Raw genomic sequence first — 16,650 nt, forward strand, 5'->3', positions numbered from 1 at the left:
CGACTCACGGAACGAACGCCATGGAAAACACCAACGTCGCCCGACTGATTCGCGCCCACGATTGCCGTACATGGGACCGCATTCTGGTCGACTGCGGCGGATACGATACGTATCACTTGGCACACTATCATTTGCTTTGCAAGGAGGCCGGCAAAGAGGAACCGTACCTGTTCCACTTTCAACGGGGGAACCGCGTCGCCGCGTTGCCCTTCCTGGTCCGCTCCGTTCAGAACGTGCCCGGTTTGGAGGGCGTTTCGGCCTGTGACGCGACCTCGGTGTACGGCTACCCCGGCCTGATCTCGAACGTCTCTCCCGGCGACGGCGAGGCCGATCGATTCCGCCGCGAATGGCAGCAGGCCCTTCGCGAAACGTTGGCCGCCTTGGGCATCGCGGCGATCTTCGTGCGGCAGCATCCGCTTTGGGATACCGATTGGTTGTGGGAGGGATTGGGCGAAGTGCGCCGATTGGGAATGACCGTGGCGATGGACCTCGACCGAGAGGAAGAGGATCAGCTTCGCGTGATGCGGCACGGTCACCGCGGCGACATCAAGCTTGCCCGAAAAATGGGGATCGAAATCGAGGAGGACCCCACCCTCGAAGAGATGGGCACCTTTCGGAGGTTGTACGAAGCCACGATGCGGACGCTGGACGCGGCGCCCGAGTATTTCTTTCCCGACTCGTACTACGAAGGTCTGCGCCACCACTTGGGCGGGCGGGTGACGCTGTTCCTGGCCAAGTTGGAAGGGCGAACCGTGGCGGCGGCCTTGTTCCTTCAGTGCGGGCGGATTCTGCAATACCACCTCAGCGGCGGCGATCCCGCGATGCGGAACGTGACGGGTCCGGCCGTCAAGTTGCTGCTGGATACCGTGAGACGCTGGGGCATGGAAAACGGGTTTCGGTGGTTGCACCTGGGCGGCGGCGTCGGTGCCCGGCACGATTCGCTGTTCCAATTCAAGGCCGGTTTCTCGGACGTGCGGTGGACCTATCGCGTGGTTCACTGCGTGGTGCAACCCGACTTGTACGCAGACTTGGCGGCGCGGCGACGGGAGGCGGGAGGCGATTTCGGCCAGGATGATTACTTTCCCGCTTACCGCCGACCGCTTGCGCGTGTACAACCGGTTCGGCCCGCCGCGTAGGACGTTTCGGAATCTTCCGCGATGCGGCGGTTCGCCGCGGATCGGTTCGTGATGAAAGCGATGTCCACGATGCCGCTCGATTATCTGTTGGAGGAGAGTGCCGACCGCTTGGCGTCGGAGGGAGGTTCGCCCGCGATTGCGCGCACCCTTCCGACTTGGCCGGCCTTCGATGAAGAAGAGATCGCCGCCGCCGCCGCGGTGCTGCGGAGCGGTCGGGTCAACTATTGGACGGGCGACCAGACGCGACGTTTCGAAGAGGAATTCGCCGACGCCGTCGGATGCCGCCATGCCGTGGCCCTGGCCAACGGTACGGTGGCTTTGGAAGCGGCGCTGGCCGCTTTGGGCGTGGGACCGGGCGACGACGTGATTGTCACCTGCCGAAGTTTCGTGGCCTCCGCGAGTTGCGTCCTGCTCCGCGGAGCCAGGCCGATCTTCGCCGACGTCGATCGCGAGAGCCAAAACATTTCCGCCGAGACGATCGCGGCGGCGCTCACGCCTCGAACTCGAGCGGTGATCGCCGTGCATCTGGCCGGGCGGCCCTGCGACATGGATCCCATCCGCGAACTAAGTCGGCGGCACGGGTTGGCGGTCATCGAGGATTGCGCGCAAGCCCACGGGGCGCGGTATCGCGGTCGGCCCGTGGGATCGCTGGGGGACCTCGCCGCCTTCTCTTTTTGCCAGGACAAGATTCTCACGACGGCGGGCGAGGGAGGGATGGTGACCACCAGCGATGCCGACCTTTTCCGCCGCGTGTGGACCTTCAAGGATCACGGCAAGAATTACGAGGCCGTGCACCGACCCGCGGTCGGATCGCAGTTCCGCTGGCTTCACGACGATCTGGGAACCAATGCCCGCATGACCGAGTTCCAGGGGGCGGTAGGCCGGGTGGTGCTGCGCAAACTGGAGGCGTGGGTGGAGCGCCGCCGTCGTCATGCCGAGATATTGACCGAGGAACTGTCGCCGCTTCCGTGCCTCCGCATCCCGATTCCGCCGCCGGACGTGCGGCACGCCTACTACAAGTTCTACCTCTTCGTGCGGCCCGAACGCTTACGACCGGATTGGAATCGCGACCGCATCTTGGCGGCCTTGCAAGCGGAGAACGTCCCCTGTGGCACCGGCGCTTGCCCGGAAATCTACCTCGAAAAACTGTTTCGCGACCGCAATCTCGGCCCCGTCGAACGCCTGCCCGTCGCGCGGGAATTGGGAGAAACCGCCCTCATGCTGCCGGTGCATCCCACGCTTGGCGAGGAAGACGTTCGCGACATGGCCCGGGCCCTGCGCAAGGTGCTGCGACACGCCGCCGCTTGAGATTCGGCTTTCTCACACAGGCGGAACCTCGGACTCGCTTCCGCCACGATGATCCTTCCGCGACGATCGTCGCCCGTGTGCTGCCGCCGCCCGGGCGGGCTTTTACGCCGCAACGAGGCGCGGATCGAAAGAGACGTCGGGAGGCATACGATTCGACTGGGCGGTTTCGGCCGTCTTGATGAGCACGGCGTGACCGTTGAGGTTGTGGAGTACCAGGCAACCCGGTCGAGATCGCTGCTCCTCCACGTGCCGGGCGATCCCGCTGCACACCGCGAAACCGTAGTCGTCGTAGACCACCATGCCGCCGACGTTGAGGCGAGGCCAAACCCATTCCACGATGTCCGCCGCCGACTGGTAGGTGTCCACGTCGATGTGGCAGAGGGCGAATCGCCGGTCGGCCACGCGATCGCCGGTTTCGTCCGGAAAGACGCCTTGCAGCAGGACGGTTCGAGTCAAACCCAGATCGTCCAGAAACCGCCGTACCTGCTCCAGCGAGGTATCGGCGTGCTCTCCGCCGCGATAGTCGGCGTCCTGATCGGCGGCCTTGACGACGCCGCGGAACGTGTCGCAGAGAAAGACGGGCGAGTCGAATCCGCACTGTTCCGCGCGGTGCGCGATGAGGGCACCGCTCCCTCCCCGCCAGACGCCGACTTCCAGCAGCGCTCCGCCCACCTTGGCCGCCTGTTCGACCAGCGTCCACAACTCCCACAGACGATACACGTCCACCAGCGTGCGGTCCCGAACTTTCCGGTAGATTTGCAGGAAGGCCTCATCGCGGCGCCACGGGGCATAGGTCGCCCGCGGGCGGATCGTCTCGTACGGGGTGGCGGGATCGTGAGAGGGCAGACGATGGACTTCGTAGCCGGCCTTTCGTAGGAGACTTTTGGCGGCCCTGCGAAGCGGCGAGAGGAGTCCAAGGGGGGGCATGCGATTCTCCAAGAGGCGCTCGATTTACGCGACGGCTTCCCCCCCGGTACGCCGGTGCTTCTAAATCGGTCGCCGCTCCCCGAAACTTGAGCCGAAAATCGTGGATTCCGCGCTTTTCGCAGCCTGGAAGCGCGCAGACCGGCGGGCGCGGTCCGGCGCTAGGATCCCGTAAGAGATCAATCCGCTCTCGGATCACGGTTTGCCGGGCGGAGTGAGAACGAACATCGCCGCGGTGACGATGGCGACGGCGCAGCCCAAGGCCATCACGGCCTGCGAAATCGTGGCGGGATTCCAGACCAAAGCGTCGCCGGCGGCCAGTTTCATGATCGGGCGAGAGATCGCGGCGGCCAATCCCAAGACGGCAACGACCAAGGCGGTCGCCATGAGCGGCCTCTGATAATCGCGAAGCATCAAGCCCACAACGGCCAAGGTCTGGATGACCAGGCCGAAGGCCGCGGGAATCAGGGCCGTAAAGTGCGATGCGCCGGTCAGAAAGAAGGCCAACAAGCCCGCTACCAGCAAAACGTCACCCACGATGATCGTGACGACGACGTAGGGATTCATGGACGTGCCCTTCATGTTGAATTGACCGCGGTGCCCTGAGGAGCGGCTTCGGTGAATGGGGTTGTACCGAGACGACCGGCCTCAGGTTCGCGCCGTTGCGCCGCGATAGGCGTCGATGGTCTCGCGGAATTGCTGAAACAGGTAATGGCTGTCGTGCGGCCCGGCGGACGCCTCGGGGTGATACTGTACGCTGAAGACCGGCAAGGTGCGGTGCCGCAATCCCTCCACCGTGTTGTCGTTGAGGTTGACGTGCGTGACTTCCAGATCGTCGGGCAAGGAGTCCGGATCGACCGCGAATCCGTGGTTTTGACAAGTGATTTCCACGCGACCGGTGTCGTGGCTCATGACGGGTTGATTGGCCCCGCGATGGCCGAACTTGAGCTTGAAGGTCTTGGCGCCCAAGGCCAACGCCAAAAGTTGATGGCCCAGGCAAATGCCGAAGACCGGCAGGCGGTCGTGCAGTTTACGGATGGTCTCCTGAGCGTATCGAACCGGTTCGGGGTCGCCCGGCCCGTTGGAGAGAAACAGGCCGTCCGGTCGCAGGGCCAGCACGTCCTCGGCGGAAGCCGTGCCGGGCAGAACCGTGACGCGGCAACCGATATCGAACAGGTGCCGCGCGATGTTGTACTTCATGCCGAAGTCCAGGGCTACGACGTGCGGAGCATCCGGCGGAACCTGCTCGCGGACCGACTCTTGCAGCTTGATCCAGGGGCTGAGCGGCCGATCCCAAGCGAAGGCCTTTTCCGGGAGAACCTCGCGCACCAAGTCGCGTCCCACCAAACCCGGCGACGCCTTGGCTTTTGCCGTCAACGAGGCGTCGTCCAAGTCTTCCGTCGAAAGGACGCCCCGCATCGCCCCGTGGATGCGAATGCGTCGTACCAGCGCTCGGGTATCGATCCCCCAAATGCCCAAGATGCCGAATCGTTTAAGGAATGCGTCGAGATCGCCCGAGGCGCGGAAGTTGCTGACCGAACCGCTGAGATTACGGACGGCGAAGCCGGCCAAGTGCGGTCGCCAACTCTCGAAGTCCTCCTCGTTGACGCCGTAGTTGCCGATCTCCGGATACGTCATGGTCACGATTTGACCGCGATAGCTGGGATCGGTGAGAATCTCTTGATATCCGGTCATGGAGGTGTTGAAACAGACTTCGCCATCCACTTCCCCTTCGGCTCCGAACGACCAACCGGTGTAAACGGTTCCATCTTCCAACGCGAGTTTGGCGAGTTTGTTCATCGTGTGCTGATTACGGCGAGGCAATCTTTGGAGTGGGTTTGCTGGGATTTCCGGGGTACTTTTACTAGGGCCTTGGCTGCCGGGATGGCCGCGGAGTCGTCGAGTCGGCCGTTTCCGTTGGGGCGATTAAAGTGCTTGCGGCGTATCTCCGATAGCTAGGAATACGGCTGCTGGGTCTACGAGGTTTCCGCATAGCATGGGGAGCCGGAGAGCGGCCGACCCAAAGGGTTTCTGCCCCGGCGAGCAGAGACCCTTCTTTTTTTGCGCCGCCGCTCCCAACTACGGCCTTCCGCGGGTTTCCTCTACGCGACTCGGTTTCCGCCTTGCGCGCGTGAATCGAACTCGGAGTTGCGGCCGGCGTTCACCCCCCGGGGCGATTGCGTAACGACTCGGCGCGAGGCGCATATCTCGTTTATTATAGGAATTCGTGCGCCGAAAGCACACGGGGCACGCGACCCGGACGGAGAGGCGGGGCATTCCGTCTCCGGGCAGCGACTGCGATCGCAACGTCATAGCAACGGCGTCAAGGCAAAAGGACTCTCACGACGAAGGCATGAGTACGCCCCTGTTTCACGTGGTCCTTTTTCAGCCGGAGATTCCTCACAACACCGGGGCGGTGGGCCGCACCTGCGTGGCCGTCGGCGCAAAGCTGTGGTTGATTCGACCGCTGGGTTTCCGCATTACCGACCGGCACCTCAAACGATCCGGCCTGGATTACTGGCAATACCTCGATTGGGAAGCGGTGGACCATTGGGACGCCTTGCGGGAACGCTTGCCCGACCGACGCTTCTGGTTCCTCACTAAAACGGCCGCAAAGTCTTACGCCCAAGTCGAATATCGGCCCGGCGACGTCTTCGTGTTCGGCAGCGAGTCGCGAGGTTTGCCGCCCGCCCTGCTCCAATCGCACCGCGAATCGCTGTTGCGGATTCCCATCAGCGGTCGCGTGCGGAGCTTGAATCTTTCCGTCAGCGTCGGCATCACTCTATACGAAGCTTGGCGGCAGAGCGGTTGGCAAGCACCGGGCGACGCGAACGAGAGCGGATCGACGACCTAGAGTTCGGGACGGGCCGTGCGAGGCCGATTCGCGGGTTCGGATGGAGTCGTTCGGCGATCGGCGAGCGGGACCTCGGGATCGAGATCGACGTAGAATAGGCGGTCCAGGAGCCATTGCAGGCCCGCCACGAGAAGAATCGCCGCCGGCGGCATGAGGTAGCCCGCCCAGTCGTGAAACACGCGTTCCGCCAGTTCTCGCCCGGCATAGACGTACAACACGCCGGTCACGGTGATCCGCAGAAAGTTGACCGCCACCGCGATCGGCACCGCCGCCGTCACGAGGACGATCGATTGCCAGAGGGGAATCCGAACGAGGAACACATACATCAAGACCAAGGCCGTCAACACGGTGGCCATGCGCAAGCCGCTGCACTGTTCGACCACGCCCAATCGAAAATCTCCCAGGCGGATGAAGTTGCCGCCCTCGTTGGAGGCCTCCAGTCCCAGGGTCTGCAAGGCGTAGGCGCCGCTTTTCGCGGCTAGCGTTTGAAGTGGTCCAAGAACGGCTTGCTCCACGGTGAAGGGCAGCGGGAACATGAAGAAGAGCAGGATGGCGGCGGGAAGCAGTCGTCGCCAATAGCCGCCGGGGGCGAAATACAAGACCACGCCCGCCGCCGGCAGCACAAACGTGTACATCCCCGGCACCCCCAGCCCGAAATAGCTGAAACAGAGCCGAAGGAGCAGTCCTACGGCGATAAGCCCCACGGCGATCCTTGCTTCCCAAGCGGTGCCGCCGGATGCAGGCGTCGCCGGTTCCACGGCGACGAAGTTGCGACCGGTCGCCGCGGCGTTCTTGCGAGCAGTCGGTCCGCCGATTGCGGCGGACGCGGCGGGTTCCGCTTCGTTGGAGGCCGGCGATCCATGATCGGAAGACATTTTGAGAGCACGCAATCGCGCCCAAAGCGAGATCGACGTTCCCCAAATCATCGCGGCCGCATACAGCAGACCGGCGGCAGGGCCCGCGATCGTCGCCGCACGCCCGGGCAAGGCGAGCGCTGCCTCGCCGGACAGGTCCGTCCGCGAGCCTGCGGCGAAGGCGAACACCGCGGCGGACGCGGCGAGTAGTCCGACGAACACGAGAGCGGCGAAACGTTCGCTCGTGTCTCGGGAAGCGAAAGTGAAGGCGTCGTCGTGGCGACGGTACCAGAGCAGCAGGACGGCGGCCACGGGGATGAGCAGGCCGTGCGAATACTGCGGCCCCTGCCAGGCCGCGGCGACCTCCTGAAAGTCGGCCCAGTACGCCCACACTAAGAGGCACAACAGCGCCGCCGCCCAACCGGCGGCATAAACCGCCTGAGGACGGGATTCGCTTGGTTTGAGGATAGGGTTGGGTTTGGATTGCGCCATACGGGTAAGGCGGAAGGAACAGGTTTCTCACTGCGTCGTCGCGCCACGACGCAGCGCACCGGGAGTTTGCCCCCGCGGCGCGCTCGGTCCCGCAGCGCGGCGATTCCTTCCATGATAGTCCGTCTCTTCATCGATCACGACTCGAAACGGCGGAGTTTTCGCGAGGGGCCGAGCCGGCGTCTCGCCCGCGGCATTTGTAGCCGTCTTAACGACGCCGGGACCGAGGCCGCGTCCGCCGCCCCTTGCCGCGGTGCCGCGACAACTCCTCCAACGAGGCCGTCTTTCGGAGGCGGCACAAAAAGAAGCCGTCCATTTCTTCGGTAGGCAGAATGCGGACCGCCGAGATCACGGCGGGATGGAATGCGTGCTCGCCCCACCGCGCAAGGCCGGGCTGAAGGTTGTCCACGGGCAGAGAGATAAGTTCCAATGCGATCGCGTCTTCCCAATCGCGGAGGGCGGCGTCGATGACCGCCTCGTTTTCCTCGGGGGCGAACGAGCAGGTGCAGTACACGACGACACCGCCGACCTTGGCCGCGGCCAGCGCCGAGCGGAGCAAGCCGACCTGTTTGCGCGCACACTCGGAAATCTTCCGCAGAGACCATCGCGCAAAAGACGCCGGGTCCGCCGCGTGAAAACGACTCTCGCCCGAGCACGGGGCGTCCAGCAACACGCGATCGAATCGCTCCGGGGTCTTGCGACCGACGGTGCGTCCGTCGGTCCAATAGGTTTTCACGTTGGCGGCGCCGCCCGTCTTCAGGACGGCCTGCATCTTATAAAGTCGCTCGCGAATGGCTTCCACGGCGGCGATTCGCCCGCGGTTTTGCATCCGTTGAGCCAGCAGCAAGGTCTTTCCGCCGGGCGCGGCGGCCAGATCCAGGACCTCCTCGCCCGGTTGAGGATCGAGGACGTGCACCGCCGTCATGCTGGACAGGTTTTGCAAACAGATGCGTCCCGTCGAAAAGAGTGGGGACCGAACCAGGCGGGATCGGCACTCGGCGCCCGCGGTATAAGCGTCGGGCAACCATGGAACCGGCGTATACTCCACGCCCTCTTGCCGCAGCGCCTCCTCCACCTCCCCGCGGTCCGCGCGCAGGCGATTGACCCGAAATCCCACGCGCTTGGGTTCGGTCAGGGCGCGGAGCGTACGCTCGAGGCGGTCGGGGGGCACAAGGCCCGCCAGTCGCTCCAAGAAAGGCGAGGGAAAGGGAAGGCCGCTCACACTTCAAGCAGTTCGTAGTGGACGTTGCGCCGGCGAGGTTGGTAGCCCGCCTGTTCGATCAAGGACCGCAACTCGCGCTCACTGGTGCGAAATTGTGTTCCCGCCGCCGCAACGACGTTTTCCTCGATCATCAGGCTGCCCATGTCGTTGGCGCCGAAACGGAGGGAGAGTTGTCCGACCTGCGCGCCCTGCGTGACCCAACTGGCCTGGATGTTGGGGAAATTGTCGAGGAACAGTCGCGCCACCGTCAACATTCTGAGGTACGCGACGGAACCGAGTTTTGCGATGTGGGCTAGTTCCGTATGCTTGGGCTGAAAAGTCCAACAGATGAACGCGGTAAAGCCGCCGGTCTCGTCTTGCAGTTCGCGGAGGCGGCGAAGGTGTTCCACTCGTTCCTCCAGCGTCTCGATGTGGCCGAACATCATGGTGGCCGAACCGCGACCTCCCAAGCGATGCCACACGCGGCAGACTTCGAGCCAATTATCGGCGTTGACTTTTCCGGGGGCGAGGTTGCGGCGGACGCGATCGACGAGGATTTCGGCCCCGCCGCCGGGAAGGCTGCCCAGCCCCGCCTCGCGCAGTCGCCCCAACACCTCTTCGATGGAAAGCTTCGAGATGCGTGCGAAGAAATAGATCTCGGGCGGGCTGAAGCCGTGGATGTTCACTTGCGGGAATCGCGTCTTGATCGCCCGCAGCAGATCTTCGTACCAACTTATCGGCAGCTTGGGATTGAGCCCCCCTTGGAGCAGAATCTGGTCGCCGCCCAATTCCACGGTCTCGGCGATCTTGGCGAAGAGGACTTCTTCGTCCAATACGTAACCTTCCTCGTGACCGGGGCGACGCGCGAAGGCGCAGAATTTGCACCCCGCCACGCAAATGTTGGTGTAATTGATGTTGCGATCTATGTTGTAGGTGCGAAAAGGCTCGGGATGGAGGCGCCGGCACACGGCGTCGGCGGCCTCGCCCAGGGTCGCCAAGTCATCGCAATCGCGCAGCAAGGTGACGGCCTCGTCCTCCGTCAAACGACAACCGACCACCGCCTTATCGAGAATTTTCAGAATTGTAGACAAGTTCGACTCCGCTTGGAACAAAACCATGTTTCGCCAACAGTCGGCCGAATCGATCGACAGCGGTCTTTTCGGCCTCCCCCAGCCTAAAATGCAAGTTCCGACTTAAATAATCATAACAAGTCGGGAAAGGCAGGCCCAAATTCTCCGCCGCTTCCACGGCGATTTCGCGGATTTGGGCGACACCCCGATCCCTCGCCGCGGCGAATCGAGGCCCCCAGTACGCATGGTTCACGCCGGGCCGCGCAATCCACAGGGCGAAAACGAACGGCAAGCCCGTCCAATCGTGCCACATCGCGCCCACGTCCCAGACGTGCGGAAACCCGTCAGGCCGCGATACCATGGCCCGGTCTCCAATCAGCAGCACGGCATCGTCCGCGGTCTTCGTCAGGTCCTCGTTCAGGGGCAGCTCCCGAGTCCGCGGTCGGACCTGGTACAACTCCGCCAGAAGAATGCGCACTAAGGCGGCGCTGCTGCGAGAACCGGCGTCCAGGGCCAAGGTCGTGATTTGATGCAGCGGCGTGCGACTGAAGAGGATCACGCTTCGGGCGACGTCTTGCGCGGCGATGCAAGCGTCCGAAAGCACCACCGAATTGGGGTCGCGAAAGGCCTGGAACGACGGGACGATGGCGATGTCCAGTTGACCCCGGGCCAAGAGATCGGCAAGCCGACTGGGGACGTCGTAAACGACGTTCTCGGCGGGAAGATAATCCGTCAAATTTCGCAAGAGCGGGGCCGCGTTCAGGTAACATACGCCGCCCACGCGGGGAAAGTCAGGGCTGGTATGCGAATCCTTCAAGAATGGCATGATGGCAAAACCGTGGGGCGCGTGGGGAGTTAGGCAATCGTGCGAGGTCGGGCTGAAACCGCGATTGTACGAGTCGATCGGCGACTTGCCCAGGTCGCCGTTCACCTCTGAAACGTCGCGGTGCCGATTCCCCGAAGCCCCGTTCCCTTTTTTTCGGGCTGTTTTCTTGCGGCACTCTTCGCCTCCCTACATAATCTCAGAGAGAGGTGTGAATTTTTTGTGGACGTCTTGACACAAGCTCTCCGCGCGGGGGCTTGCCCCGTTTCCCTTTTAGCGAGCATGGGTATCGGCCATGACTTCCCCCCGCTTCGACCGCTATGTGTTCTACGCAGCTTTGTCGATGATGGTGCTCGCTTGGACCGCCGCGGCGCAGGCCGACGGCCCATCGGCCTACCCCGACGACCCGGCCGAGCAGGCCCAATTGGAGGAGGATTGGCGGAAACAAGACGGCATCGAGACGCCGCGTGAGGCGGTGACCTATCAACAGGCCGTCGCGGTCCTTTGGGGACGGATCGAGCGGCTTGTGCAATACTTGTCCGAGCGCGAAAAACTGCCGGAAGGTCTGCGCACCCGGTACGAGGCCCTGCGCTCCGACAGCGACCGCTTGGCGGATGGGGCGACCGAGGAATCCGCTTGGCGCGAAATGTGGCTTGCCGTCCACCGCCTTCGCCGGGATTTGATGTTCAGCGCCGCAGAGGTACATCGGGGACCGATCGTCTTCATCAAGCAGGTCCCCAGTATGTTCAGCCATCAGTTGACGCAATATCAGGGAAGTACCGCCCGGCCCGGCGGCGGCGTGTTCGTTTTGGATCGTCCCGGCACGTCCCTGGCCTGCCGACCGCTGTTTGACGCCGGTTTTCCGCAAGGAAGCTACCAGTTTTTGGACGTCTCGCACGACGGCGAGCGCGTCCTTTTCTCCTATTGCGAGGTCCCCTCGATTCCGGTGAATCGCGAGGAGTGTATGGATCGGGCGTATCACCTGTACGAATGGTCGCGGGCGGACGGATCGGTACGCCGATTGACCGACGGGCCGTTCGACGATTTTGCGGGCCGATACCTCCCCGACGGCAGAATCGTGTTCCTCTCGACACGGCGGGGCGGATATCACCGTTGCGGGCGAGGTCCGTGTCCCGTCCACGTCTTGACGCTGGCGGAGGCCGACGGGAGCAATCCGCGGCCGATCTCGTTTCATGAGACGCATGAATGGGATCCGGCAGTCTTGCACGACGGGCGCATCATCTACACGCGTTGGGACTACGTGGATCGGCATGCCGTGTTCTATCAGATGCTGTGGACGGCGCGGCCGGACGGAACGGGCGTAGCCGCCTTCTACGGCAACAATACTTGGAACCCGGTCGGCGTGTGGGAGGCGCGACCGGTGCCCGGTTCCCATCGCGTCATGGCCACCGCCGCTGCGCACCACGCCATGACCGCCGGTTCCATCATCCTGATCGATCCCGAGCGAGGTAGCGACGGCTTGGAACCGCTCGAGCGACTGACTCCGGACGCCTTATTTCCGGAGAGCGAGGTTCCCGTGGCGAACTTGAGCCGCGAGGAATACTGGTGGGCGGGAGTCGTGGATCGCAGTCGGATCGAGGTGCCCGTCGAAGCCCGACGCTGGCCGGGGCACTGCTACCGCTCCCCGTGGCCCTTCTCCGAGTCGTTCTTCTTGGCGGCGTATAGCTTCGATCGCCTGATCGGGGAGCCCGATCCCAACCCGCCCGCCATGTTCGGCGTCTATCTCTGCGATCGCTTCGGCAACAAAGAACTGCTGCATCGCGATCCGGCGATATCCAGCTTGTGGGCCATGCCGTTGGCGCCGCGCGAGCGGCCTGTGAACCTGGCGGTCTTGGACGACGGCGTTCGGGAGGAACCCCGCTCGGCGCTCGCCCCGTCGGATCAAGTGGAGCGGGTGACGCGACCGGTCTCGATGACGGGAGCCGATCGCGCGTCCGCCACCGATTCGGCTGGGCAGGCGTCGCGTGCCAAGCCCCAAGCCGCGCGAGCATTCGGGACGCTGATCTTGCAAAACGTGTATGCCTCGTGGAAACCGCTGCCCGCCGTTCCGATTCGACGCTTGCGCATCGTGCAGGTGCTGCCCAAGGCCACGCCGCACGTGAACGACCCCATGGTTGGGCTGGCGCACGCTTCGCCCGGCAAGCAGGTGCTGGGCACGGTGCCCGTCGAAGAGGACGGTTCGGCCTACTTCACGGTTCCCGCCGGCGTCCCCATCGCGTTTCAGGCCTTGGACGAACACGGGCGGGCCGTCCAGACGATGCGGAGCCTGACGTACGTTCAGCCGGGCGAGACGCTCAGTTGCGTGGGCTGCCACGAGCCGCGCCACGTCGCTCCTTCCGTGTCTCGACCGCCCTTGGCGTTGCGGCGGGAACCGTCGACGATTACGCCCGGGCCGGAAGGCTCCAAGCCCCTCAGCTTTCCGCGTCTGGTGCAGCCCATCCTGGATCGCCAATGCGCGGCCTGCCACGGCGACGAAAAGGCGGAAGGCGGTTTGAATCTGGTCGGAAGACCGGAGGGCGCCTTCACCGTCGCTTACATCCAGTTGGCCGCCAAGGTCCCGTTCTCGGCTTGGAACGGCGGACACCCGGCGGCGAACGCGGAGCCGGCCACCCCGCCCGATCACTTCGGTTCTCGCGCCTGCCGATGGTTCGACGACCTGATAGCCGGGCGGCACTTCGGCGTCCAATTGACGCCGGAAGAGGTGGAAGCCCTGGCTACCTGGATGGACGCCAACGCCCTGTTCTACGGGACGTTCGACCGCGACCTGCAAGCCCGACAATTGCGGGGTGAAATTATTCCCGGCCCCGGCCTCGAATAGAGACCACCGTCGGCAGGCCGGATTCCGCTTTTCCGCGGGCGATTTCTACACCGCCCTTCTCTCGGCGTACGGTCTCGGTTCGCCCACCCCTTATCGCGGGTGGTAGCTACCGGTTCCGGAGAACGAAAGCGGGCCGCTCCCTCGCTCGTAACGTATGCTTTTCTTGAGCCGATTCCTCGGCAGTAATCGGGGGATTCGTATCGGCGAACGCAGACGGAATGGGGCCGCGACTCGGATTGGTCGCCCTGCTTACCCACTTGAGCACGAGACATTCCATGACCAAGAAATCCGACGCAGGTTTGCTGGCGCGCCTCTTGGGGCGAGATTCGCAACTTGCCGACGAAGATGTGCTTCAGGTCCTGGAGGCCGCTCCGCCGGAGAACGAAAGCTATCCGCCGCCCGGAGAGAATCGCCGCGAAGAAGGCACGGATGAGCCGCGGGAAGACCTCGACGTGTTGGAACCCCGCCGAGCCTCGGCGAAGGATTCGGAGGACCCCGAGCAGGACGCCGAAATCGAGCGCGTCTTACGCCGCATTCAAGGACTGGTTGCCGCGGAGGAGAAGAACGCCCGATCGGGAGACGAATCGGCAAGCGGAGCGAACGCCGCGCCGTTCCCCGACGGCGGTCGCACGCTGGAGAGTTGGGCCAAGACCGAGTTCGTGCCCATCGAACCGGAGTCCCTCGAAGAGGCCCAACTGACCGAGAGCGAGGTCGAGGCGCTGATTCTGAAGTACCTCTTGGCGCGGGGAGAAGCCAGCGGTCGCGCGGTATCCGAGCAGATCAAACTCCCCTTCGTCCTCGTCGATCAACTGATGCGTCGCATGAAGCTGGAACGCCTGGTGGCGCATCGTTGCGACGCCCCCATGAACGATTATGTTTACGAACTGGGAGAATTGGGGCGCGAGCGTGCCCGGCGGTACTCCCAGCACTGCACCTATTTCGGTTCCGCTCCCGTCTCGCTCAAAGATTACGTCAAGAGCGTGCAGGCGCAATCGCTGACCCAGCAGCGACCCACCGCCGATGAATTGAGGGCCGCCTTCGGCGATTTGCTGCTCAATCGCCGCATGCTGGATCGCCTCGGGCCTGCCGTCAACTCCGGACGAGGGTTGTTCTTGTACGGTGCGCCGGGTAATGGGAAGACGAGCATCGCGGAGCGCGTGACGGCGGCGTTCGGTCCGTACATCTGGGTGCCGCGCGCCCTGGGCATCGACGGCGAGATCATCCGCGTCTTCGATCCCGTCAATCACCACGAGGTTCCCTTGCCGGAGAATACCGGCTTGATCGACGCCCGAAAGGTCGATCGCCGCTGGGTCCGCATTCGCCGACCCACCATCATCGCGGGCGGTGAGTTGACCATGGCGGCGCTGGAAGTGACGTTGAACACCTCGACCGGCATCTGCGAGGCCCCCCTGCAATTGAAGAGCAACTGCGGCACGCTGGTGATCGACGACTTCGGGCGGCAGCGCATGCCCATCCACGAACTGCTCAATCGCTGGATCGTGCCCCTGGAGAAGCGGTACGACTTCCTCAACCTGCCCAACGGCAAGAAGATCTGCGTGCCGTTCGATCAATTGATCGTCTTCTCCACCAACTTGGAACCGCGGGAATTGGTGGATGAGGCCTTTCTGCGGCGTATCCCGTACAAGATCGAGGTCGTCGATCCCAGCGAAGAGGAGTTTCGCAATCTGTTCGAGGTCTTGGCTCCGAAGATGGGCATTCAATACAATGCCGCGGCCGTGGATTACTTAGTGGAAAAGCACTACAAGCGATGCGGTCGCGCCTTTCGCTTTTGCCAGCCCCGCGACCTGCTGCTTCAGGTCCTCAACTATTGCAAATACGCCGATGTCGCGCCGCGGATGTCGCCCGAATTGTTCGACCTGGCCGTGGACAATTATTTCGCCGTGATGTGATCGGATCGGCGCAATCGACTCCCTTGGCACCGAGGCGGTGCGGGCGACGTGCGACGACGGTTCGTCCGAACGGACATCAGCGAGGAGGGAACGCAGGCGATGAAACGATGGTGGGTCACCGTTCGTAACGGTCGCAAGAGGTGGATTCGCGAAGATGCCGGCACCGCCGCCTCGGAGTACGCGGTTATCTTGGCCGCGATCGCGCTTGGCCTGCTGCTGGTCGTGGCCGTAGGGATGACGGCGCGCGAATCCTTTGTGCGGATCGCGAAAAGCCGTAAGGACGCCGCGACCGACCGACGGATCATTGCGTCCTACCGGTTCGACGATCCGTCGGGCGACGTCGCATGGTTCGATGCTCTCGCGGTTTGGCAGAGTGATGGGGACGCCGTTGCCGCGCAAGGGACCGGACTTTGGTGGACGGCGGGAGGGACGGCGATTGCGGCGGTCCTGCTCTTGCTTTTCACAGCGAGGAAGGGATGTCCGTTCCGTCGCAAGACCGCGGAGGCCGCGGAAGTCGTGCCGCTCGCCCACGAGCAGTTGCTCTTTCAAAAACGCAACGTCATTCGAAGACTGCTCCTGCGTCGTATAGACGACGAGCGCGGACGCAAGGCCTGGACCGTTCGCGTGCAAGACGTCATGACGAACGACCCCGTTCAGGTCGGCCCCGGCACGCCCATTTTGAAGGTCGCCGAACTGATGCGCGAACGCAAGATTCGCCACGTGTTGGCGGTCGATCGGACGGGCCGAGTGCTGGGCGTCATCAGCGACCGTGACGTGTGCCGGGCGCGGGGTAAGACGGCGCAAGAGGCGATGTCGCGACCGCCGATTACCGTTTCCCCCGAGACGGACATCATCCCGGCGGTAACGGTTTTGCTGCAACGCCGAATTTCCTGCCTGCCGGTCGTCCGCGACGACAAAGTGGTCGGAATCCTCACCGCCACGGACGTGCTGATCGCCTTCCAGGCGGTGATCCAGAGCCTAGGTCAAGTCGATTCCTTGGCCGTCCGCGAGGCCGAGGAGACGCTGCTTCCCACCTCGTGAGGTCCGGGGCGACGGCCTTCGGATTCTCGTCAAAGGGTGCCGCGGCGGAGCGATCCCGCAACCGTCGTGAACTCTCCGACGCCGCGCCGTGCTCAATTTGCCCGCCCAGTCGGCGATTCTTGCTAGAAATCTCGCGTTTCGGCAACCACAATAAAGATTCGGCCAGAGTTGAGCCTGATGTGCCTCCACTCCGTTGCCGAT

Annotated in this window: 13 protein-coding genes; 6 read left to right on the forward strand and 7 right to left on the reverse strand. The window is 63.6% G+C overall.

All coding sequences use genetic code 11. The features are described from left to right. Nucleotides 1–20: 20 nt before the first annotated feature. On the forward strand, nucleotides 21–1,136 hold the full coding sequence (locus tag ACYQ6J_RS17055) for a GNAT family N-acetyltransferase (protein WP_460185400.1): 1,116 nt from the start codon (nucleotides 21–23) through the stop codon (nucleotides 1,134–1,136). 21 nt (nucleotides 1,137–1,157) lie between these two features. Then, entirely contained in the window at nucleotides 1,158–2,444 is a 1,287-nt protein-coding gene (locus ACYQ6J_RS17060; RefSeq protein ID WP_460185401.1) for a DegT/DnrJ/EryC1/StrS family aminotransferase, read from the forward strand. 102 nt (nucleotides 2,445–2,546) lie between these two features. Here ACYQ6J_RS17060 and ACYQ6J_RS17065 read toward each other — a convergent pair whose 3' ends face one another. From ACYQ6J_RS17065 to carA, 3 genes are all read right to left on the reverse strand, one after another. Beyond that, complete coding sequence (locus tag ACYQ6J_RS17065) at nucleotides 2,547–3,371, reverse strand: TylF/MycF/NovP-related O-methyltransferase (RefSeq protein WP_460185402.1); 825 nt, start codon at nucleotides 3,369–3,371, stop codon at nucleotides 2,547–2,549. A 192-nt stretch (nucleotides 3,372–3,563) separates the two neighbouring features. Next, nucleotides 3,564–3,935 carry a hypothetical protein gene (locus ACYQ6J_RS17070; protein WP_460185403.1) on the reverse strand — a complete coding sequence of 124 codons (372 nt, stop codon included), beginning with the start codon at nucleotides 3,933–3,935 and terminating at the stop codon, nucleotides 3,564–3,566. 81 nt (nucleotides 3,936–4,016) lie between these two features. After that, entirely contained in the window at nucleotides 4,017–5,168 is a 1,152-nt protein-coding gene (carA, locus tag ACYQ6J_RS17075; RefSeq protein WP_460185404.1) for a glutamine-hydrolyzing carbamoyl-phosphate synthase small subunit, read from the reverse strand. Nucleotides 5,169–5,721: 553 nt separating this feature from the next. Between carA and ACYQ6J_RS17080 the strand changes: the two genes are divergently transcribed. Continuing rightward, the gene (locus ACYQ6J_RS17080) at nucleotides 5,722–6,222 is read left to right on the forward strand and encodes a tRNA (cytidine(34)-2'-O)-methyltransferase (RefSeq protein ID WP_460185405.1); all 501 of its coding nucleotides are present in this window, start codon (nucleotides 5,722–5,724) and stop codon (nucleotides 6,220–6,222) included. On the opposite strand, the gene ACYQ6J_RS17085 is transcribed toward ACYQ6J_RS17080, so the two are convergent. The 4 genes from ACYQ6J_RS17085 to ACYQ6J_RS17100 form a co-directional block, all read right to left on the reverse strand. After that, nucleotides 6,219–7,568 carry an exosortase/archaeosortase family protein gene (locus ACYQ6J_RS17085; RefSeq protein ID WP_460185406.1) on the reverse strand — a complete coding sequence of 450 codons (1,350 nt, stop codon included), beginning with the start codon at nucleotides 7,566–7,568 and terminating at the stop codon, nucleotides 6,219–6,221. The genes ACYQ6J_RS17080 and ACYQ6J_RS17085 overlap by 4 nt on opposite strands. 205 nt (nucleotides 7,569–7,773) lie before the next feature. Then, nucleotides 7,774–8,787: an RsmB/NOP family class I SAM-dependent RNA methyltransferase gene (locus ACYQ6J_RS17090; RefSeq protein ID WP_460185407.1), complete on the reverse strand. Its 1,014-nt coding sequence runs from the start codon at nucleotides 8,785–8,787 to the stop codon at nucleotides 7,774–7,776. After that, nucleotides 8,784–9,884, reverse strand: coding sequence for a cyclic dehypoxanthinyl futalosine synthase (gene mqnC, locus ACYQ6J_RS17095; RefSeq protein WP_460185408.1), 1,101 nt, complete (start codon nucleotides 9,882–9,884; stop codon nucleotides 8,784–8,786). Before mqnC ends, ACYQ6J_RS17090 begins: the two co-directional genes overlap by 4 nt. After that, entirely contained in the window at nucleotides 9,829–10,767 is a 939-nt protein-coding gene (locus tag ACYQ6J_RS17100) for a menaquinone biosynthetic enzyme MqnA/MqnD family protein (RefSeq protein ID WP_460185409.1), read from the reverse strand. The genes mqnC and ACYQ6J_RS17100 overlap by 56 nt, the downstream gene beginning before the upstream one ends. A 187-nt stretch (nucleotides 10,768–10,954) precedes the next feature. Between ACYQ6J_RS17100 and ACYQ6J_RS17105 the strand changes: the two genes are divergently transcribed. The 3 genes from ACYQ6J_RS17105 (at nucleotide 10,955) to ACYQ6J_RS17115 (ending at nucleotide 16,449) form a co-directional block, all read left to right on the forward strand. Further along, complete coding sequence (locus ACYQ6J_RS17105; RefSeq protein ID WP_460185410.1) at nucleotides 10,955–13,498, forward strand: HzsA-related protein; 2,544 nt, start codon at nucleotides 10,955–10,957, stop codon at nucleotides 13,496–13,498. A gap of 275 nt (nucleotides 13,499–13,773) precedes the next feature. Further along, nucleotides 13,774–15,408 carry an AAA family ATPase gene (locus tag ACYQ6J_RS17110; protein WP_460185411.1) on the forward strand — a complete coding sequence of 545 codons (1,635 nt, stop codon included), beginning with the start codon at nucleotides 13,774–13,776 and terminating at the stop codon, nucleotides 15,406–15,408. A gap of 99 nt (nucleotides 15,409–15,507) precedes the next feature. Beyond that, nucleotides 15,508–16,449: a CBS domain-containing protein gene (locus ACYQ6J_RS17115; RefSeq protein ID WP_460185412.1), complete on the forward strand. Its 942-nt coding sequence runs from the start codon at nucleotides 15,508–15,510 to the stop codon at nucleotides 16,447–16,449. The last annotated feature ends 201 nt before the right edge of the window (nucleotides 16,450–16,650 follow it).

This window comes from Thermopirellula anaerolimosa (assembly GCF_054657335.1).